Here is a 19,874-nt window from a genome sequence, read left to right on the forward strand (position 1 = left end):
GACTTTCACACTAGGCCCGTTTCCATGTCATTACAATTGCGAATCAAGCATGCCCTCCCATACGTTTCACGCATGTCGTATGCCCGTCGTTTGCATGGCATGTGATCTGCGACACGCGAAGCGTTTGTCGAATGCAAACGTTTGTGCAGCGTCGCAGTCGTCATGAGCGCGCTAACAACTATCGGATATTGCGAAGATGGTACGTTGCCTAGCGTTTCGTGGTGTATATTGAATCTTGGCTCATCGGAGAGTGATTTCCGCAACCGCCAACAATGCAGTTTGAGGTGCAACCGACCGGCAAACCCAATGCAGGGATGCAGGGGCATGCAGGACACGTGAATCCAAAAACGGTGATAACTGAATACCCAATGAACAACCCCTTTTACAACGGATCGTGAGGCACGTACCTGCCTCTGAAAGGAAACTGATTACCATGGCAGAAGTGGTATTTGACCATGTCACCCGTATCTACCCGGGCAACGATAAGCCCTCGGTGGACAATCTGAACCTCAACATCAAGGACGGTGAGTTCCTTGTGCTCGTTGGCCCTTCCGGTTGCGGTAAGTCCACGACCCTGCGCATGCTGGCCGGCCTCGAGGAGGTCAACAAGGGCCGCATCCTCATCGGTGATAAGGACGTCACCAACATGCAGCCGAAGGACCGTGACATCGCCATGGTCTTCCAGAACTACGCTCTGTACCCGCACATGACCGTCGCCGACAACATGGGCTTCGCCCTGAAGATCGCCGGCACCCCCAAGGACGAGATCCGCAAGCGCGTGGAAGAGGCCGCCAAGATCCTCGACCTCACCGAGTTCCTCGACCGCAAGCCGAAGGCGCTGTCCGGTGGTCAGCGTCAGCGTGTGGCCATGGGTCGTGCAATCGTCCGTAAGCCGAAGGTCTTCCTCATGGATGAGCCGCTGTCGAACCTCGACGCCAAGCTCCGTGTGCAGACCCGTACGCAGATCGCCGCCCTGCAGCGCCAGCTCGGCGTCACCACCCTGTACGTGACCCACGATCAGACCGAGGCTCTGACGATGGGCGACCGCATCGCCGTCATCAAGCTCGGCATCCTGCAGCAGGTCGGCGCCCCGACCGAGCTGTACGATCGCCCGGCCAACGTGTTCGTCGCAGGCTTCATCGGCTCCCCGTCCATGAACATCAACACGCACCCGGTCGTCAACGGCCACGCCCAGATCGGCGACGACACCGTTGAGCTGCCGGCTGACGTGGTCGCCAAGCTGACCCCGGAGGACAAGGGCCAGATCGTCGTCGGCTTCCGTCCGGAGGACGCCGACCTCGCTACCTCCGAGGACAAGAACGCATTCCAGCTGCACGTGGCCAACGTCGAGGACCTCGGTTCCGACGGCTACATCTACGGCACCATCGTGACCGACGGCTCCGCCGCCGAGCAGGCCGGTTCCGTGATGGGCGACCAGAACAAGATGACCACCGTGCGCGTCAACCCGCGCAAGCTCCCGAAGGTGGGCTCCACCGTGCGCATCAAGATCGATCCGACCAAGATGCACCTGTTCGCCCCGAGCACGGAGCTGCGCCTCAACTAATAAACAAACGTCGGCGAGAAGGTTTGTGGGATTCCATTCCCGCCGATAAAACGAGGTGAGTTCCCCTCTCTTCCTCTCTGTCTCATCTCGTTTTGCAGTGTAGCCCCGCAGCCAGTGCTGGTTGCGGGGCTTCCCTTTTTCTCATGGGGTTCGCGCGTAGGCGGTTCACAAATCGAAGATGCCGATGAGGAGCCCAATGATTCATTGGGACGAGCGACGGTATCTTCGATTTGTGAACCGGCTTCAGCCGAGACCCCTCATGCGCCCATTTCCCCTCCTACAAAAACTCCCAAAACCCCACAGAATTCGATCATGAACCATCCCATGGGGAACGCCTCATGTCGGGCGCCCCTCACAGTAAGTTGGTGACTATGGAAAACGTGGAATTTGACCCCAGACTCGTACAGGCGACTTCCGTGAAGTCCGCGGATGAAGGCGTCCCCGGACGGAAGGCCGCGCAGCCCAAGGCGCTGAAGATCACCGCCGCAAGCTCCAACCCGAAGATGTTCACCCTGCCGTGGCACAAGCCGCTCTCCCAGTGGCCCGACGACCTGCTCGCCAACCTGCCGCGAGGCATCTCCCGCCACGTGGTGCGCTTCGTGCGCGTGGGCAACGACGTGTACGCCATGAAGGAGATCACACAGTCCGTGGCCCAGCGCGAGTACGAGCTGCTGCGCCAGCTCGAGAAGATCGACGTGCCGTCGGTCAAGCCGATCGCCGTGGTGACCGGTCGCCACGACCGCGACGGCAAGCCGCTCGAGGCCATGCTCGTGACCGAGCATCTCAAGTTCTCGCTGCCGTACCGTGCGCTGTTCGCCCGCAACCTGCGCGAGGACACCGCCGACCGTCTGATCGACGCGCTGGCCGTGCTGCTGGTGCGCCTGCACCTGATCGGCTTCTACTGGGGCGATGTGTCGCTGTCGAACGTGCTGTTCCTGCGCGACGCCGACTGCTTCGCCGCCGTGCTCGTGGACGCCGAGACCGGCGAGCTCTACCCGCAGCTGACCGAGGGACAGCGCGAGTACGACATCGACCTGGCCCGCACGAACATCATCGGCGAGCTCATGGATCTGAGCTCCGGCAAGCTGCTGCCCGACGACGTGGACGAGGTCGAGGTGGGCAACCGTCTGGTCGACCGCTACCATTCGCTGTGGAGCGCGCTCACCGACGTGGAGAGCTTCAGCCCCGACGAGATGTGGAAGATCGAGAAGCGCGTCAACAAGCTCAACGAGCTCGGCTTCGACGTGGACGAGCTGGAGATGAACACGTCCGAGGACGGCAATCGCGTGCGCGTGCGTCCGCGTGTGGTGGACGCCGGCTACGCGTCGCGCAAGCTGCTGCGCCTCACCGGCCTCGACGTGCAGGAGAACCAGGCGCGTCGACTGCTCAACGATCTGGACGCCTACCGTACGTCCACGTGGCGGCAGGGCGAGGATCTGGAGATCGTGGCCACCGACTGGATGCGCGAGGTGTTCGAGCCGACCGTGCGCATGATCCCGGCCGAGTACCGTTCCCAGATCGAGCCGGCGCAGTTCTTCCACGAAGTGCTCACGCACCGCTGGTATCTGGCGGAGAAGGTGGGCCACGACGTGCCGATGGCCGAGGCCGTGAACAGCTACATCGACACCGTGCTACCGCAGTACAAGCTCGATGCCAAGGTGATGGACGCGATCAACGCGGACGCCGACGCCGGTGTGGTCGATGACGAGGCTTCGTACGGCGACGACGGCTACGGCAGCGACTACAACCCGGACTACGATCCCGACGCCGCCGTCTGGGCCAGCTGATCCCATCGCACTAGACGCGTTTGCTTCCCCTTGAGGGGAAGCTGTCGACGCAGTCGACTGATGAGGTGACGATGGCCGTAGGCCAAAAAAATTGGAGTCGGTCGTAGACCGACTCCTGGTTGTTGTGGCGTATGGCCACTGGCACCTCATCAGTCAGCCTGACGGCTGCCAGCTTCCCCTCAAGGGGAAGGCATGCGACCTACTTCTTCGCAGCGGCCTCGGCGGCTTCGCGGCGGGCGCGGGCCACGGCGTAGAGGCTGATGCCCGCGGCCACGGAGGCGTTGAGCGACTCTACCATGGAGCTGATCGGAATGCCGGCGATCGAATCGCAGGATTCGCGCACCAGACGGCTCAGACCCTTGCCTTCGGAGCCGAGTACCACCACGAGCGGATCGGTCTCGAAGTTGGTCTCGCCCACAAGCGCGTCGCCGCCGCCGTCAAGACCCACGACGTAGTAGCCGCGCTCCTTGAGACTTTCGATCGCCTTGGTCAGGTTCACCACGCGGGCCACCGGCAGATGCGCGGCCGCGCCGGCCGACACCTTCCACGCAGCGGCGGTCACGGAAGCGGAGCGTCGCTCCGGCAGGATCACGCCGTTCGCGCCGAACGCGGCGGCGGAACGGATCACGGCGCCCAGGTTCTGCGGATCGGTCACGCCGTCGAGCGCGATGAACAGCGGGCGGGCCTTGATCTGCGCCTCGGGGCCGGCGGCCTCCATGGCACGGGCCTTGCGGTCGGCGCGGTCCACGAGCTCCTGCAGCGAGGAATACTGGTACGGCTGCACCTTGAGCACCACGCCCTGATGGTTCGACGAGCGGGCGATGCGGTCCATCTCCAGACGATCCGCCTCGAGCAGGTGCAGGCCCTGACGCGTGGCCAGCTGCACGATCTCGCGCGTGCGGTCGTCGTGCTCGATGCGCGCGGCCAGGTACAGTTCCTTGGCGGGCACGCCTACGCGCAGCGCCTCCACGACCGCGTTGCGGCCGATCACCAGATCATCGGAATCCGACGTGAACTTGGCGACGCGGCGCTTGGCGGCCAGTCGCGGATCGGCCATCTGACGGCGCTCGGCCGCCTTCTTGGCACGATATGCCTTGTGATACACGCGGTCCTCGGCCTTGGGCGTAGGTCCGTGCCCGCGCAGCTTGTTACGATGCTTTCCACCCGACCCCTTGGTCGGTCCTTTCTTCATAGCCATAGATTCCATTGTCCCACAAGGGGTTCCGCGGCATGGAATGCGTGGAACGCACGCAGCGCGTCGAAGCGCCCGATGCCGCGGAACCCCTCATGCGATCAGTACACGAGCAGACCGCCGTCGATGGGGGTGTCGGTTCCGGTCACGTACGACGACGCGTCGGACGCGAGGAACACCAGCAGCCCCTGCAGCTCGTCGTTGCGCGCGAACCGGCGTTCGGGCACCATCTGCAGCATCGCATCATGCCCCTCCTCGGTCACCGAGTCGCCGAAGATGCCGGACCAGATGTAGCCGGGCGTGATCGCGTTCGACCGGATGCCGTACGGCGCGAGCGCGGCCGCCAGATACTGCGTGTACCGCGTCACGCCCGCCTTGGTCACGCTGTAGCTCATGTTCGGCGCGGGGGAGCCGCCCATGTTGAGCACCGTGTGGCCGGCCGTGGACGACGTGAAGATCAACGACCCGCCGTGGCCATGCTCGCGCATGATCTGATGGGCGATCTGACCGGTCATGAACGCGCCGGACAGGTTGATGTCCAACGTCTTTTGCCACTTGTCGAACGGGATGTCGATCGAGTCTCCCATCAGGCAGATCCCGGCGTTGAGGAACGCGATATCGACCGTGCCGAGCCGATCGACCAGCGCGGTCTTCAGCTCCGCCACGCTGTTCGGATCGGACACGTCGCAGCCGAGCGCGACCACGTTCACGCCGTACTTGCCGGACATCTCCGCGGCAAGCGATTCCAGCTGTTCGAGTTTGGCAGGCAGATCGACCAACGCCACGTCAGCGCCGGCCTCGGCCCACGCCGCCGCCGCGCTGCGTCCGATGCCGCCGGCCGCGCCGGTGACGAAGCCCTTCTTGCCGGCGAGGGAGAACTCCTTCATCACGGAATGGTCGGCGTCACGCCACTTGTCGAGCGGATACCGATCGTCGAAATTTGCCATGATATTTCCTTTCTGTCGTCGTTGACCTAAAGATTCCGCGCTCACACCACGCCGTACTCGTGCAGCAGCTTGGCGATGTCGGTGCCCTCGAGCTTCTTGAGTACCTTGCCGAGCACGGCCTTCTCCACGAAGTTGAGCTTCATCGTGGTGATCGGCTGGCCGTCGCGCAGCTTCACCGTGGAGTTGAGCAGATTGCGCACGTCGTACACGCTGCCCCACACCTCGGGCACACCGCGATCCACGTCGAGCAGCGTGTACACGGCCTCCATGCCGGTGCGCATCGAATACTCGGTGGTGAAGATCGTGTCGCGCGGCGTCTCCGCGAACTGGCCGAGGAACGCGAAGTTCACGGCGCCGTCGGGCACCACATCCGGGCGGTCGCCGGCCGCACGCGGCATGAAGAACGCGGTGATGTACGGCATCATCACCGGCACGGTGTTCGCATGGCTCTTCGCCAGCGCATCGATCCTCTCCGCGGGCACGCCCATATGGTAGAGCCACTCGGCGCAGATCTCCTCGCCCGTGCACTCGGTCATCGGCTTCTTGATGTAGTTGCCCGGCTTGTCGGGGAACAGACCGTACACCCACACGCACAGCTGGTCCTTGGGCTGGTTGCGGAACTGCTGCTGACGGTTCAGGGTCCAGCTCATCAGCCAGTTGGAGTCGGTCACGGTCACGATGCCGCCGGTCACCACGCGCCCGCTGAACGGGTCGCGCTTGCAGATGCGCTTGATGTACGGCGGGATCTCGCCGTCGAGCGTGGTCACGGTGGCGCTCATCCACTTGGTTGCCTGCGGGTCGGAGCAGAACGTGTCAGGGTGTCCGAAGCTCGCATCCTGCGCGGCGATGCGCCGCCACATGTCCCAGCCGCCGCCGGGACGAATCTCCGGATTCCACGCCGCGGGGGAGTGCTGGGAGCCCATGGTGGAGTTCTCCACGCAGCCGCCGTTGGTGATGAACACCAGATCGTTCTCGGTCAGATCGATCGAGCGCTCGCTGCCGTCCTCGTTGACGTCGATGCGCACGGCGATCTTCTTGGTGGGCGTGCTGTACGGATTGCGTGGGAACATGCCGGACGTGGCCTGAATCTTCTGGATCGTGTCCTGCCCCACGCCGGTGCGCTCGCGCTTCGGCCCGTCTCCGCCGCCGATCGCGAACTCCACGTTCTCCACTTTGGTGTTGTAGTGGAACTGCACGCCGTGGCCTTCGAGGTACTTCACCATCGGCAGGATCATCGACTCGTACTGGTTGTAGCGCGTGAAGCGCAGCGCGGAGAAGTCGGGCAGGCCGCCGATGTGGTGGATGTAGCGCTTGATGTACAGCTTCATCTCCAGCGCGGAATGCCAGTTCTCGAACGCGAACATGGTGCGCCAGTACATCCAGAAGTTGGAGTTCAGCACCTCGTCGTCGAAGAAGTCGGTGATGGGCTTGTCGTACAGGTCCTCGTCGGGCGTGAAGAACAGCTTCATGATCTGCTGCGCGGCCTTGTCGGACAATCCGAACTTGCCCTGCGTGCCGGCGTCCTTGCCGAGTTCCTTGGTGGCGCGGCACAGCGAGTAGTTCGGGTCGTCCTTGTTGAGCCAGTAGTATTCGTCGAGCACGGAGACGCCTTCGGTCTCGATGCTTGGGATGGAACGGAACAGATCCCACATGACCTCGAAGTGGTTGTCCATTTCACGTCCGCCGCGCATCACGTAGCCGAGTCCGGGGATCTCCAGACCGTCGCAGGCGCCGCCCGGCACGGGATCCTTCTCGAGGATGTGGATGTGCTCGCCGGGCATCTGCGCGTCGCGGACCAGATAGCAGGCGGCGCTCAGTGCGGCCAGTCCGGTGCCGATGATGTATGCGGACTTGCCGTCCACGCCTTCCGGCTTCTTCGGGCGGGCGAAGGCTTCGTAGTTTCCGCTTGAGTAATACATGTTCCCCTCCTTGGGTCGGGCCGCGACGATGCGGCTTATTCCATGCTACGGCGGGTGGCGCGGCATTGCCGGGATCGACGCTGCGGATCGACGGGCCGATGAGCGGGGTCGGCGGCGATCCGCAGCCCTTGGAGTTGGCCGGCGTCAGCGCCATTGTTGACGCCGTGATTGCTAGTATCGCGCTAAATCAACACGTGTTCAATAAACAGTTCCCGGCGGGTTGTCGGCGCGCTCATGTTACGTTCCATGTGATTTTGGGTGATGCAGTGCGACAAATTGTAGGGTTTTGTTGGTGGATTGTACGGACGACCATCGGTACAATGACTGGAAACGAGTCGTTGTCCGACGACTCGACATATCCGCACAGTTCCGCGGAGGTTTCGACTGGAAACCTTGGAATGTCAAGGATTCGGGGTCTCGATCCCGAAGGGGGACTGACTACTCTGCGGCGGAACCACGAGGTGCGTTATGAAGGATCCCGCCCCAAACCGGACCGATCGTCCGGATCAGCCCATCGCGACGACGTCGCCGACGCTCGACGACCCATCACTGCTCGACGCCGCGACAGTGGCCGAAGCGCTCAATACCGACGTCGATCACGGCCTGACCGCAGCCGAGGCCGCACGCCGACTGCAGGAATTCGGTCCGAACGAGCTCGCCGGTGCCTCGCCCACACCGAAGTGGAAGAAGTTCCTCGCCCAGTTCAAGGACCCGCTCGTTTATCTGCTGCTCGCCGCTACGGTGATCTCGCTGATCGCATGGTTCATCGAACGTTCCGCCAACCCGGCCGAGGCCGAGGCTCTGCCGTTCGACTGCATCGTGATCGTGCTGATCCTGGTGCTCAACGCCGTGCTCGGCTACGCGCAGGAGGCCAAGGCCGAACAGGCCGTCGCCGCATTGAGCCGCATGGCCGCCGCCCACGCCACCGTGCTGCGTGATGGACAGCCCGTATCCGTTCCGACCTCGGAGGTGGTGCCCGGCGACATCGTGCTGCTCGCCGAAGGCGACACCGTGGCCGCCGACGGACGTCTCACCGCCACGGCCGCGCTGCACGTGGCCGAAGCGTCGCTGACCGGCGAATCCGTGCCCGTCACCAAGAACCCAGCCACGCTTGCCGGAGCCAAGGCGCTCGGCGACCGTGCCAATATGGCATTCAACGGCACGTCCGTCACGCAGGGCACCGGCCGGCTCATCGTTACCGCCACCGGCATGCGCACCCAGGTGGGCAAGATCGCGCGCATGCTGTCCGACCAAAAAGAAGACCCCACGCCACTGCAGAAGGAGATCACGTTCGTCTCCAAGGTGCTCGGCCTGGCCGTCTGCGTGATCGCCGCGCTCGTGCTCGTACTGCTGGCCGTGGTGTACGGCTTCAACTCCACGCAGGACGTGATCGACTCCCTGCTGCTCGCCGTTTCGCTCGCCGTGGCCGCCGTGCCGGAGGGCCTGGCCGCCATCCTCACCGTGGTGCTTGCACTCGGCGTGCAGCGCATGGCCAGGCACCATGCCATCGTCAAGAAGCTCTCGTCGGTGGAAACGCTCGGATCCGCGTCCGTGATCTGCTCCGACAAGACCGGCACGCTCACCCGCAACGAAATGACCGTGCAGCGGGTGATCACCCCGTCCGGCGAGATCGCGCTCACCGGCACCGGATACTCCACCGACGGCAGCGCGACCGACCTTGACGGCAGGCCGCTCCCCGACGACGACCCGCGACTGCGCGAGGCGCAGCGTGTGCTGTCAGTCGGCGCGATTGCCAACGACGGCAAGCTCAACGACGACGGCACGATCGTGGGCGACCCGACCGAGGTCTCACTGATCGTGGGCGCCCGCAAGATCGGCGTAACCGATGCCGAGCGGTTCACGCGCGTGGCGGAGATTCCGTTCACGTCCGACCGCAAGCGCATGACCGTGATTGGGCAAGCCGCCACCGACTCTGCTCACGATGATCCTGCCGAGGCACCCGCCCTCACCGCCTACGCCAAGGGTGCGCCCGACGTGCTGCTCGGCTACTGCACGCGCATCGAGGAGAACGGCGCCATCCGCGCCCTCACCGACGCTGACCGCGCACGCATCCTCGCCGACGTGGAACGCCTCTCCCGCAACGCCTACCGCACGCTCGGCCAGGCGTACCGTCCGCTGAACGCCGCGCGCATCGACGACATCGACGGACTGGAACGCAACGACGACGGCACGCTTGCCAGGGACGTGGCCGATCAGCCCGACGTGATCGAACGCGACATGATCTGGACAGGCATGGTCGGCATCATCGACCCGCCGCGCACCGAAGTGCGCGACGCCGTGGCCGAGGCGCATGGCGCCGGTATCCGTACCGTCATGATCACCGGCGATCATCCGCTCACCGCGGCGCGCATCGCCACCGATCTGGGCATCATCGCGCAGAGCGACGAGAGTCCCGACGGCACCGACTCTGCCGGTCACACATATCCGCAGGCGCTCACCGGCGACCAGCTCGACCAGCTGACCGACACCGAATTCGCCGACGCCGTACGCAACGTGTCCGTCTACGCGCGCGTGGCCCCCGAACACAAGATGCGCATCGTCGACGCCCTGCAGGCGCAGGGCGAGATCGTGGCCATGACCGGCGACGGCGTGAACGACGCCCCCGCCGTCAAATCCGCCGACATCGGCGTGGCCATGGGCATCACCGGTACCGAAGTCACGAAGGAATCCGCCAAGATGATCCTGACGGACGACAACTTCGGCACCATCGTGGCCGCCGTGCGTGAGGGCCGGTCCATCTTCGACAACATCCGTAAGTTCCTGCGCTACCTGCTCAGCTCCAACATGGGCGAGGTGCTCACCGTGTTCGGCGGCGTGCTGCTCGCCGGATTCCTTGGCATCAGCGAGCCCGGCGCCAACAGCGTGACCGTGCCGCTGCTCGCCACGCAGCTGCTGTGGATCAACCTGCTCACCGACGCTGCGCCCGCCATGGCCATGGGCGTCGACCCGTCCACCGACAACGTGATGAACCGCAAGCCACGCAAGCTCACCGACCGTGTGATCGACGCGCGCATGTGGACCGACGTGATCGTCGTGGGGCTGCTCATGGCCGCAGTCACGCTGATCGGCATGGACCTGTATCTGCCCGGCGGTCTGCTGACCGACGACTCCGCGATGAACGTGACGCACGACGAGCAGATCGTCATGGCCCGCACCATGGGCTTCACCATCCTCGTGTTCGCGCAGCTGTTCAACGCGCTCGCCGCCCGCAGCGCCGACCAGACCGCGTTCCGTGGCATGTTCGCCAACAAGTGGCTGTGGGGCGCAATCGCGCTGTCGATCGCGCTGCAGCTGCTGGTGATCTACGTGCCGTTCCTGAACGTGGCGTTCGGCACCACGCCGCTCGACCCTCACCAGTGGGCCGAATGCCTGGGCCTCGCCGCGTTCGTGCTCGTGGGCAGCGAACTCTACAAGCTCGTGCTGCGCACGGTGGATAAGGCACGGAAGTAGGCGGGTGACGTGCCGTTCGGCGGCGTGCTGTCACGGTGTATATGGAATCGACCTTCGGTCGATACGCTGCCGTGGCGGCCTTCGGCCGAGATCGCCTCATCAGTCGGCTACGCCGACAGCTTCCCCTCAAGGGGAAGCCGGCATGCAGCGGTTTTTCTACTCCGACGTAGTCGGCCTTCCCCTTGAGGGGAAGGTGTCGAGCGAAGCGAGACGGATGAGGTGACCACGGTTGCAGCCTCCTATGGCGGCATCGCCCCAGGCCCGCGCCATCTTTCGGCAACGGAGGTTGAACGTTCACATTGTGTGGAATAATAATGGCTTAGACAGGCGCGTTACGGTGACGTGAAATGCGCTTACAAGACCAATACGGTTCGACAAAACGTGAACGCCACCCTGAATGGCTGGCGGCGAAAAAGGGGTGTGGGAATGGTCAGTATCCGTGATGTGGCACGCAAGGCGGGAGTTTCGCACCAGACGGTGTCCAACGCCATCAACTCGCCGGGCATCGTATCGCAGGCCACGCGAGAGAAGATCGAACAGGCCATCAAGGAACTCGGGTACAAACCCAACGCATCCGCCCGCCGTCTGCGCTCCGGCCGGTCCGACGTGGTGGCCGTGGGCATCTCCGCTGGCGAGAACCGCGCTCCGTCGCCCATCTTCGACGAGTTCCTGCACCTGCTTGCCGCCGAGGCGAACAACGACGGCAAGCAGATCATGCTCTACCCGCGCATCGACGAACCCAGCGAGATCAAGCACATCCAAAGCCTGATGGAACAGTCCGACGTCGACGCGATCGTGCTCAACGAGCTCGAAGTGAACGACGGCCGTCCGCGCTGGCTCATCGAACACCATCAGCCGTTCGTGCTGTTCGGCCGCCCGTGGAACCTGAGTGAGGAGGACGCTGCGCGCATCCCGTGGGTGGACGTGGACGGTTACAGCGCGATCAAGGAAATGGTCGGCCGTCTGGTCGCCGCCGGTCGCAAGCGCATCGGATACATCGGCTGGAACACCGGCACCGGCACCGCGATCAACCGCTATCAGGGCTGGCATGACGGCCTTGCGGAGGCCGGTCTCATCGTCGACGGCATGTACGACGGCCAGCCGATCGACACGTGGGCGATCGGTACGATCGAGGCCATGCGCGCCGGGGAGTCCGCGGCCGCCGAACTCTATCAGCGGCATCCGGGACTCGACGCCATCGTCTGCCCGTCCGACAACCTCGCCGTGGGCGCGCTCTCCAGCATCAGCCACATCGTGAAGCACGCGGTGATCGACGGCGATCCGAACGTGAACATGCTGTCACGCCCGGTATGGGTGACCGGATTCGACGATTCCGCGCTCGCGCACGCGTTCTCGTTCCCGTCGATCCGCCAGCCGCTCAACGTGGTGGCGAAGGAACTGCTGCGCATGACGCGCGACATGCTCGCCGGCGTGCCGATCACCGACGAGCCGCGCTGGCATGAACTGCTTCAGCCGGAACTGGTCTGGAGACAGTCGCCCTACGCCGACGTGGAACGGTAGAGGCTGTCAGCGTGCTCCCTCCGTGGGAGGGAGCACACTAGACCTACGCCTCGCTCGCGTCGATGCCCTCGTCGTCGTTGACGTCGGCGCAGTAGAAGTTCACGTAGGAACGGCTCGGGGTCGGGCCGCGCTGTCCCTGATAGTGCGAGCCGAGCTTGCCGGAGCCGTACGGGTTGTCGGCGGGGGAGCTCAGCGAGAAGAAGCACATCTGGCCGATCTTCATGCCCGGCCACAGCTTCACCGGCAGCGTGCTCACGTTCGACAGCTCCAGCGTGATGTGACCCTCGAAGCCGGGGTCGATGAAGCCCGCGGTCGAATGCGTGAGAATGCCCAGACGGCCCAGCGAGCTCTTGCCCTCCAGGCGCGCGGCGATCGACGAATCCAGCTTCACGTACTCCCACGTGGAGCCGAGGATGAACTCTCCCGGGTGCAGGATCCACGGTTCACCGGGGGCCACCTCGAACTGCTCGGTCAGGTCTCCCTGATTCTCGGCCGGATCCACATACGTGTACTTGTGGCTGTTGAACACGCGGAAGAAGCGGTCCAGTCGCACGTCCACCGAGGCCGGCTGCACCATCTCCGGGGTCCAGGGGGTGAGCGAGATGTTTCCGCTCGCCTGCGCGGCCAGAATGTCGTGATCGCTGAGCAGCATGTGGTGTTCTCCTTCGCGTGGTTTGCGCTGATGTGCGTCGGTCGTCGCGCGCCGGCGCGGCATTATACGTCTAACCCGTTCAGTCTAGCCGTCGGCATGGCCCTTCCGACCGTCGTCAGCGCTTCATCTGCCACATGGCGCCTAGCACGTTCTGGGTGTCGCCGAGATTCACGTTCTTCTGTTGCGCGGCCACTGCCAGGCATTCGATCGCGGCGAGCACATCGCACGGCAGACGCTTGCCCTCCGCCACACGTGCCGGACGACCGGGAGATGTGATGATCAGGCCGTTGGATTCCAGCTCCTCGTAGGCATGCTGCACCGTGCCGAGCGAGACGCCGAACTGCTTGGCCAGACCGCGCATCGGCGGCATGCTGGCACCGGCCTCGAGCAGGCCCACGCGGATCAGTCCGTCGAGCTGCGAACGGATCTGCTCGAACGCGGGCGTGGCGCTGTTCAGGTCGATGGTGATGAGAAAATCGTCGTCGCCATGATCGGCGTCGTGCGTGCCGGTCTCGGACGAGGCGAACAGATCCGTGATGTCGTCGTTGATGACGGACGTGTCCAGAATTCCGCTGCCCATGGCAATCCACCTTTCCCATCGTTTTCTCAAACTGTACTACTCGGTTAGTACGCCGCCGATATTTGAGTTCGCCGATATTGCAACGATTCTCGTCCGTGGTTCTCTGCCGGCTGAGGATGTCGCCGGCCCGGCGAGACAATAGAGGCGTCAAGGCTTTGCCGCCGTTTGCGACGGCGGTTACGAACATGTCTGCAACGACGAATCGTTGCGAACCATCAGGAGGAAACATGGCCAAGATTCTGTTCATCGTGGGTTCCCTGCACAAGGACGGCTTCAACAAGCAGCTGGCTGACGAGGCCAAGGCTCTGATCGGCGATCGCGCCGAGGTGGAGTTCCTTGACTACACCAACGTGCCGTTCTTCAGCCAGGACATCGAGTACCCGGCTCCCGAGGCCGTGTCCGCCGTGCGCCGCGAGTTCGTGCTCGCCGATGGCGTGTGGATCTTCTCCCCGGAGTACAACTACAGCTACCCGGGCGTGCTGAAGAACCTGCTCGACTGGCTGTCTCGCCCGCTGGAGCCGTTCCCGGCCGAGTCCTCCTCCGTGCTGCCCGGCAAGAAGGTGGCCCTGAGCTCCGTGGCCGGTCAGTCCGCCGGCGCCGGCACCCGCGCCAAGCTCACCGAGGTGCTGGGCTTCGGCAAGGTCGACCTGCTTGGCGATCAGCTGGGCGTGACCCTGGCTCCCGAGGCCTGGGGCACCGGCAAGCTCGGCCTGAGCGAGGATGACCGCAAGGCCCTGTCCGCTCAGGTGGATGCCTTCCTCAAGTTCATCGCCGAGTGAGGCATGCGGCGGTGCGGCTGATGGACGGTTTCCCATCCGAGTAGCCGCCCACTGCTATCGTCGTTGACGGCGGTGGTGCCGGATGGTGCACGGGTCCGACGTCTGCCGCAGATCGTCCAGGGGGCGCGTTCTACGGAGCGCGCCCCCTGTCGTATGTGGGTCCCATATGCCGTGCGGTACCGCGTAGTTACGCAGGCATTACGCGTAGTCACGCAGTCATACGGTGCCAAAACCCTGCGTAACTGCGCGGCGCAGTCTTCTTCCGCTATAGGGGGTGTCGTAAAAGCGGTATACAGTGAGGGGGTATTGGCGTTCCTGGATGTTATGTGATGTTGTGTGTTTCTGGGGCGCCGATCGAGTAAATCTCGTCAGAGAAGACCCTAATAGGAAGTATCCAGGAAGAAGACATCATGAGTTCTCTCACGCAATCGGTGAGGCCACTCGTGCGTCTGCGCAACATCGCAGTCGCCGTGGTCGCCACTTGTGCGATGATCATGCCGCTGGGCGCCACTGCATCGGCCGCCGGCACGCCGGGCATCACGGTCGGTCAGCAGTCCGGCTACACCGCCACCAAGATCTCCCATCCGAACGCCGCGCTTGGCGAGGACGACGGCATCGTCAACGTTGACGCGAACGGCAATCCGACTATGTCCGGCACCACGGGCGACCGCGGCCAGAGCTATTCATGGGCGTCCGTTGGCTACGGCGACTGGATGTACATTGGCACCTGCTATTCGCCGATGAACAGCATGGTCAGGCTGGTGTCCGCTACGACCGGCGTGAAGTACAGCACGCTCAAGGCCGGCGTCGACGCGATGTTCAACGGCGAACTGTATTTCGACGACGGTGTCATGCGTCCGGTGCTGCTGAAGGTCAACACCCGGACCGGCGAGGTGAAGCTGGTGAGCACGGCCAAGGCCGGCTCCGGCTACCGTGCCGCCGTCGAATTCCACGACAAGCTGTATTTCGCGGCCGGCACCGTCCCCACCCCGCAGCTGGTGGAGATCGACCCCGCCACCGACAAGACCCGCGTGGTGTACACGGGCAAGGCCGCCGAGGGCAAGGGTGTGTCCACACTCATCCGCGGTCTCGCCGTCACCAACGATCAGCTGGTCGCCAGCATGATCGGCAAGTACGGTGAGGAGGGCAAGACAGGCGCCTACATCGTCTCGTCCTCGAACCCCACCGCCGGTCAGGATTCGTTCAACATCATCGGCACGCAGGATGATTTCCTCGGCTACCCGGCGTTCCACACCACCGACAACATCGCGGGCGGTGCGATCTGGGACATCGTTCCATTCAACGGCCATCTGTACATCACCGTGGTGACGGGCACGAGCAAGATGAAACGTTCGTTCGCCCTGTTCCGAGGCGATCAGAACAGCGACGGCACGTGGTCGTACAAGCTGCTCGTCGGCGACAAGTCCAAGGGCGCGAAGTACGACTTCGGCTTCGGTGCCGATCGTTCCGGCGCGGCCAACATGGTGGTGTACAAGAACCATCTGTACATCGGCGGCTACAACGATCCGATGATCTCGATCCCCGACGTGCTGAAGTACAAGTTCGACGGTCTGTATAAGGATCTGCACGGTGCCGTGAACCTGTGGCGCATGGACGCCGACGAGAACTTCCAGATGGTCGCCGGCGAGGCGAACGACGCCTTCCCCGAAGGCCCGATCGGCACGATCGACGGCAAGACCATGCGCGCCGGACTCGGATCCGACGACGAGGCCAGCCGATTCCTGAACCAGTACGTGTGGCGCATGCAGTCGTACGACGGCAAGATGTACGCCGGCACGTACGACATCAGCGACATGACGTACCCCATCACGCAGTTCGTCAACGGCGATATCCTGCACCGCACGCCGGAGCAGTGGAAGAAGCAGATCGGATACATCGAGGAGTTCCTCAAGACGCTTGAGGACAGCCAGACCAACGCTGCCGCTGCCGACGGGGCCAATGCCACCGATGTGCAGTCCGACGATCAGAAGGCAGTCGCCAAGACCCTCGAGTCCGGCAATGCCGACGCAGTGCAGTCCGACGTCAAGCAGATGCAGGACCTGCTCGGCAGCATGCAGGACGATCTGGAATCCAAGCAGACCGACGTAAGCTCCTCCGCGGCCACGCCGATGGCCGCCGATGCCAGGCAGTACACGCTGCAGGACCGTGAGCAGTTCCAGACGTGGCTCCAGCAGCTGTACGACCTGTACCAGAAGAACAAGCAGTACCTGCCGGACGACCTGGTCAAGGAACTCGACCAGTGGCTCACCCAGGCCAACGTGGACAACTTCGGCTACTTCGTGGGTGTGCTCAAGTATCTGAGCGCCGCCACCACCGACAAGCGCGGCTTCGATCTGGTGGTCACCGGCGATGGTACGAACTTCAGCACCATCACCCGCAACGGTTTCGGCGACAACAACAACCACGGTCTGCGTGTGTTCGCCATCACCGACACCGGTCTCAACGTGGGCACCGCGAATCCGTTCCATGGCACGCAGGTGTGGAAGCTCTACGACGGTCGTGGCGACGCGGTCAACGCCTCGCTGAAGCAGAACTCGTTCGAATACGACAAGTACGACGCTTCCGCGCATGGTGTGAATGCCAACGGCCTGTCTGCGGGCATCGACTTCAACGGCAACACCGTGCAGTCCGTGCAGTACGACTACAGGACGCTTACCGAGGGCACCGACTACACGGTCACCGATGCGGGCGTGACGTTGAACAGCAGTCTGCTCAACGGCAAGGAGACCGGCAGCACGGGCAACGTGGTGGTGTTCTTCAACCGTGGCGCACGCGCGCGCCTGTCCGTGGCGATCAAGGACAGCACGCCGGGTGCGCAGCCGTCGCAGCCGGGGGCGAACGATGCCGATAAGAAGGCCGACGTCGACGGTGCCAAGAAGACTGTGACGAACGCGAACGGCAAGACCCAGGGCGAGCTGTCTCGCACTGGTACGGCCGTGGCGGTCATCGCCGTGGTCGTGGTCGTGCTGGCCGTGGCCGGCGTGGCCGTGCTTGTGGTTCGTCGCAAAAGGAGCTGACCGCTCACTGGTCTGAATGGGCGTTCCCTGCCGATGTGTGGGGAACGCCCTGTTATATGCGCGGCTACTGCTGTAGCTGGGGGATGTAGTCGGCGTAGCCTTCCTCCGCCATACGGGACAGCGGAACGAAGCGCAGCGCGGCGGAGTTCATGCAGTAGCGGTGGCCGCCGAGCTCGGCCGGGCCGTCGTCGAACACGTGGCCGAGGTGGATCTGCGTCTCGGCCGTGCGGATCTCGATGCGCGGACGGCCGGGCACGCGATCGTCGTCATGTTCGGTGACCAGATCGGCGCTGATCGGCTTGGAGAACGCCGGCCAGCCGCAGCCGGAATCGAACTTGTCGGTGGACAGGAACAGCGGTTGTCCGCTGACGATGTCCACGTAGATGCCGGGCTCGAACGTCTCGTCGTACTCGTTGACGAACGGACGCTCGGTGGCCGCGTGCTGCGTGACGGCGAACTGCTCGAGCGTCAGATCCCAGATGCGGTCCACGTACTTCTGACGGTTGCGCACGTTGTGGATCTTGGCGATGTCGATGTGGCAGTAGCCGCCCGGATTCTTCTCCAGATAGTCCTGATGATGCTCCTCGGCGGGGTAGAAGTTGCGCAGCGGTTCGATGAGCACGGCCGGGCGGCGCGGCTCGCGGTCGATCAGCTGCTCGATCGCGGCGATGAACACGGCCTTCTGAACGTCGTCCGTGAAGAACATGCCGGTGCGGTACTGGCGGCCGGAGTCCTCGCCCTGACGGTCCACGGAGAACGGGTCGATCACCTCGAGGAACAGCAGGCTCAGCGTGCGCAACGTCACGCGGGACGGGTCGAATTCCACGTGCACGGTCTCGGCGGCGTCGGTCGTGCCCGAGCATACCTGCTCGTAGGTGGGGTTCGGGGTGTTCGACTGTGAGTATCCGACCGTCGTGGCGGTCACGCCGTCCACGTTGCGGAAGTATTCCTGCAGACCCCAGAAGCACCCGCCGGCGAAGTACGCGGTCTGGGTGTCCGGTGCGGTTGTTGTGTTCTCGGTGTTCTCATCACTCATGCTTGCCAGTGTAGGCGAGCGTATGGCGCGCAGGCGTCTTGGCGCTAACGACGATGGCGGGGTTATAGGCCAGAATGTGTGTCTGTTTTGGCTTGTCAGGCCTTGGGATGATTGGTGTTTCTCTTGTTTGAGTTGTGTGGGCGGGGAACTTGAGGTCGGCCGGAATGTGTGTCTGGAATAGGTCGTAAGGCCTTGTGGAACAAGGGTTGAGCGGCTTTTGAGTTGGCGTGGCAGATTGGGTGGATGAACACACCCAGTTGCGCCGTGTGCGGCGAGTCGATGAAGCGGAATGGAAGGACGAGCGCGGGACGGATCAGGTGGCGGTGCCGGAACGCGGAATGCGGCAGTTCACACACTCAGTCACGTGACAACGGTGCCCGTGATCTGCGGTCCGGTTTGGATTGGCTGTTCTCGAAACAGTCGCAGGCCGAGCACCGTCTGCCGGCCCGTACGCTTCGTCGCAGGTGCGGGCTCATGTGGAGCCTGTGGCCCCCGGTGCCGCTGGTGGACGAGGTCCACCGCGTGGTGCATGTGGACGGCATCCACCTGCACCGGGATGCGGTGGTGCTGATCGCCGTGGCCGACGGGTATGTGATCGGCTGGCATATCGCCAGGAGCGAGCGGGCGGCCTCATGGCAGTGCCTGATGGGCAGGATCGCGCCGCCGGACGTGCTCGTATGCGACGGGGGAGGCGGCATCCTCAAGGCCGCGAAGACGATATGGCCCGACACGAGGATCCAGCGCTGCCTGTTCCACGTGCAGGCCAACATCATGGAACTGACCGGCATGAGGCCCCGTCTGGAGGCGGGCAGACGACTGCGCGCGATCGCCGTGGCGTTGGCGCGCGTCAGGGACAAGGACTCCGCCGCCGCATGGCTCGTCTCCTACAACCAATGGGAGCGGGACTTCGCCGCCTTCCTCGACGAGAAGAGCCGGCACGCGGACGGCAGCGTGAACGACATGCACCAGCGGCTCGTCAAGGCGCGTCGCATGATCCGCCGTCGCATCCGCGAGGGCCGGCTGTTCACGTTCCTCGACGAGGGGCTCACGGCCGACGGCCCGGTGCCGTCCACGAACAATCTCATCGAATCATGGAACGCGCGTCTGCGCGACATGCTGCGCCATCACCGGGGATTGAGGGCTATAGGAACAAGAGTGTTGCTTATGTTCCGGGTTTGGCCTTACGGCAGTAGGCGTGTCGGGGTGTTATTTTTCCGCGTGAAAAAATAGGGGCGTTCCTCTGGTGGGCTGGATGCATGAGGACGAAATCCAGCAAGGCGAAGAAATGCCCCGTGTGCGGGTCGGCGATGAAGCGGAACGGCAGGACGAGGGCGGGAACCCAGCGGTGGATGTGCGTCGCGTGTTCGCTGACCGGGGTCATGCGTCAG

13 protein-coding genes and 1 pseudogene are annotated in these 19,874 nt (G+C 63.8%); 8 read left to right on the top strand and 6 right to left on the bottom strand.

All coding sequences use genetic code 11. The features are described 5' to 3' along the window. Positions 1-433 precede the first annotated feature (433 nt). Both Tam10B_RS08440 and Tam10B_RS08445 read left to right on the top strand, forming a co-directional pair. Positions 434-1,564, top strand: coding sequence for an ABC transporter ATP-binding protein (locus tag Tam10B_RS08440; RefSeq protein ID WP_093960809.1), 1,131 nt, complete (start codon positions 434-436; stop codon positions 1,562-1,564). Positions 1,565-1,935: 371 nt separating this feature from the next. Then, positions 1,936-3,351, top strand: a complete 1,416-nt coding sequence (locus Tam10B_RS08445; RefSeq protein WP_093960810.1) for a DUF4032 domain-containing protein — start codon at positions 1,936-1,938, stop codon at positions 3,349-3,351. A 199-nt stretch (positions 3,352-3,550) separates the two neighbouring features. On the opposite strand, the gene rlmB is transcribed toward Tam10B_RS08445, so the two are convergent. The 3 genes from rlmB to Tam10B_RS08460 form a co-directional block, all read right to left on the bottom strand. Then, positions 3,551-4,549, bottom strand: a complete 999-nt coding sequence (gene rlmB / locus Tam10B_RS08450) for a 23S rRNA (guanosine(2251)-2'-O)-methyltransferase RlmB (protein WP_093960811.1) — start codon at positions 4,547-4,549, stop codon at positions 3,551-3,553. Positions 4,550-4,644: 95 nt separating this feature from the next. Beyond that, a complete protein-coding gene (locus Tam10B_RS08455) occupies positions 4,645-5,490 on the bottom strand; it encodes an SDR family NAD(P)-dependent oxidoreductase (RefSeq protein ID WP_093960812.1) in 846 nt (281 codons plus the stop codon). Positions 5,491-5,531: 41 nt separating this feature from the next. Beyond that, positions 5,532-7,409 (bottom strand): oleate hydratase, encoded by a 1,878-nt coding sequence (locus tag Tam10B_RS08460; RefSeq protein ID WP_093960813.1) that lies wholly within the window; start codon positions 7,407-7,409, stop codon positions 5,532-5,534. Positions 7,410-7,877: 468 nt separating this feature from the next. On the opposite strand from Tam10B_RS08460, the gene Tam10B_RS08465 reads away from it, so the two are divergent. Together Tam10B_RS08465 and Tam10B_RS08470 are read left to right on the top strand one after the other, a co-directional pair. Next, on the top strand, positions 7,878-10,880 hold the full coding sequence (locus Tam10B_RS08465; protein WP_093960814.1) for a cation-translocating P-type ATPase: 3,003 nt from the start codon (positions 7,878-7,880) through the stop codon (positions 10,878-10,880). A gap of 426 nt (positions 10,881-11,306) precedes the next feature. After that, entirely contained in the window at positions 11,307-12,401 is a 1,095-nt protein-coding gene (locus Tam10B_RS08470) for a LacI family DNA-binding transcriptional regulator (protein ID WP_093960815.1), read from the top strand. A 43-nt stretch (positions 12,402-12,444) separates the two neighbouring features. Here Tam10B_RS08470 and dcd read toward each other — a convergent pair whose 3' ends face one another. Then, a complete protein-coding gene (gene dcd / locus Tam10B_RS08475) occupies positions 12,445-13,053 on the bottom strand; it encodes a dCTP deaminase (RefSeq protein ID WP_093960816.1) in 609 nt (202 codons plus the stop codon). 115 nt (positions 13,054-13,168) lie between these two features. Then, a complete protein-coding gene (locus Tam10B_RS08480; RefSeq protein WP_093960817.1) occupies positions 13,169-13,633 on the bottom strand; it encodes a GntR family transcriptional regulator in 465 nt (154 codons plus the stop codon). A 227-nt stretch (positions 13,634-13,860) separates the two neighbouring features. Between Tam10B_RS08480 and Tam10B_RS08485 the strand changes: the two genes are divergently transcribed. Both Tam10B_RS08485 and Tam10B_RS08490 read left to right on the top strand, forming a co-directional pair. Further along, positions 13,861-14,412, top strand: a complete 552-nt coding sequence (locus tag Tam10B_RS08485; protein ID WP_093960818.1) for an NADPH-dependent FMN reductase — start codon at positions 13,861-13,863, stop codon at positions 14,410-14,412. 410 nt (positions 14,413-14,822) lie between these two features. Then, positions 14,823-17,450, top strand: coding sequence for a X2-like carbohydrate binding domain-containing protein (locus Tam10B_RS08490; protein WP_233133666.1), 2,628 nt, complete (start codon positions 14,823-14,825; stop codon positions 17,448-17,450). Positions 17,451-17,514: 64 nt separating this feature from the next. Here Tam10B_RS08490 and msrA read toward each other — a convergent pair whose 3' ends face one another. Further along, positions 17,515-18,486, bottom strand: coding sequence for a peptide-methionine (S)-S-oxide reductase MsrA (gene msrA / locus Tam10B_RS08495; protein ID WP_093960819.1), 972 nt, complete (start codon positions 18,484-18,486; stop codon positions 17,515-17,517). Positions 18,487-18,729: 243 nt separating this feature from the next. Between msrA and Tam10B_RS08500 the strand changes: the two are divergent. Both Tam10B_RS08500 and Tam10B_RS12985 read left to right on the top strand, forming a co-directional pair. Then, positions 18,730-19,632: pseudogene (locus Tam10B_RS08500) on the top strand (IS1249 family transposase); the annotation flags it as partial. A 110-nt stretch (positions 19,633-19,742) separates the two neighbouring features. Continuing rightward, positions 19,743-19,874: transposase-like zinc-binding domain-containing protein (locus Tam10B_RS12985; RefSeq protein ID WP_456297853.1), on the top strand; the 132-nt coding region annotated here is incomplete at its 3' end.

Origin of the sequence: Bifidobacterium vansinderenii (genome assembly GCF_002234915.1) — a bacterium.
In the GTDB taxonomy this organism is placed as follows: domain Bacteria; phylum Actinomycetota; class Actinomycetes; order Actinomycetales; family Bifidobacteriaceae; genus Galliscardovia; species Galliscardovia vansinderenii.

Bases quoted from the DNA above. Each gene is read 5' to 3' on its own strand.
- rlmB (WP_093960811.1), bottom strand. From the start codon at position 4,549: ATGGCTATGAAGAAAGGACCGACCAAGGGGTCGGGTGGAAAGCATCGT.
- Tam10B_RS08490 (WP_233133666.1), top strand. From the start codon at position 14,823: ATGAGTTCTCTCACGCAATCGGTGAGGCCACTCGTGCGTCTGCGCAAC.
- Tam10B_RS08485 (WP_093960818.1), top strand. From the start codon at position 13,861: ATGGCCAAGATTCTGTTCATCGTGGGTTCCCTGCACAAGGACGGCTTC.
- dcd (WP_093960816.1), bottom strand. From the start codon at position 13,053: ATGCTGCTCAGCGATCACGACATTCTGGCCGCGCAGGCGAGCGGAAAC.
- Tam10B_RS08480 (WP_093960817.1), bottom strand. From the start codon at position 13,633: ATGGGCAGCGGAATTCTGGACACGTCCGTCATCAACGACGACATCACG.
- Tam10B_RS08470 (WP_093960815.1), top strand. From the start codon at position 11,307: ATGGTCAGTATCCGTGATGTGGCACGCAAGGCGGGAGTTTCGCACCAG.
- Tam10B_RS08465 (WP_093960814.1), top strand. From the start codon at position 7,878: ATGAAGGATCCCGCCCCAAACCGGACCGATCGTCCGGATCAGCCCATC.
- Tam10B_RS08445 (WP_093960810.1), top strand. From the start codon at position 1,936: ATGGAAAACGTGGAATTTGACCCCAGACTCGTACAGGCGACTTCCGTG.
- Tam10B_RS08455 (WP_093960812.1), bottom strand. From the start codon at position 5,490: ATGGCAAATTTCGACGATCGGTATCCGCTCGACAAGTGGCGTGACGCC.
- Tam10B_RS08440 (WP_093960809.1), top strand. From the start codon at position 434: ATGGCAGAAGTGGTATTTGACCATGTCACCCGTATCTACCCGGGCAAC.
- msrA (WP_093960819.1), bottom strand. From the start codon at position 18,486: ATGAGTGATGAGAACACCGAGAACACAACAACCGCACCGGACACCCAG.
- Tam10B_RS08460 (WP_093960813.1), bottom strand. From the start codon at position 7,409: ATGTATTACTCAAGCGGAAACTACGAAGCCTTCGCCCGCCCGAAGAAG.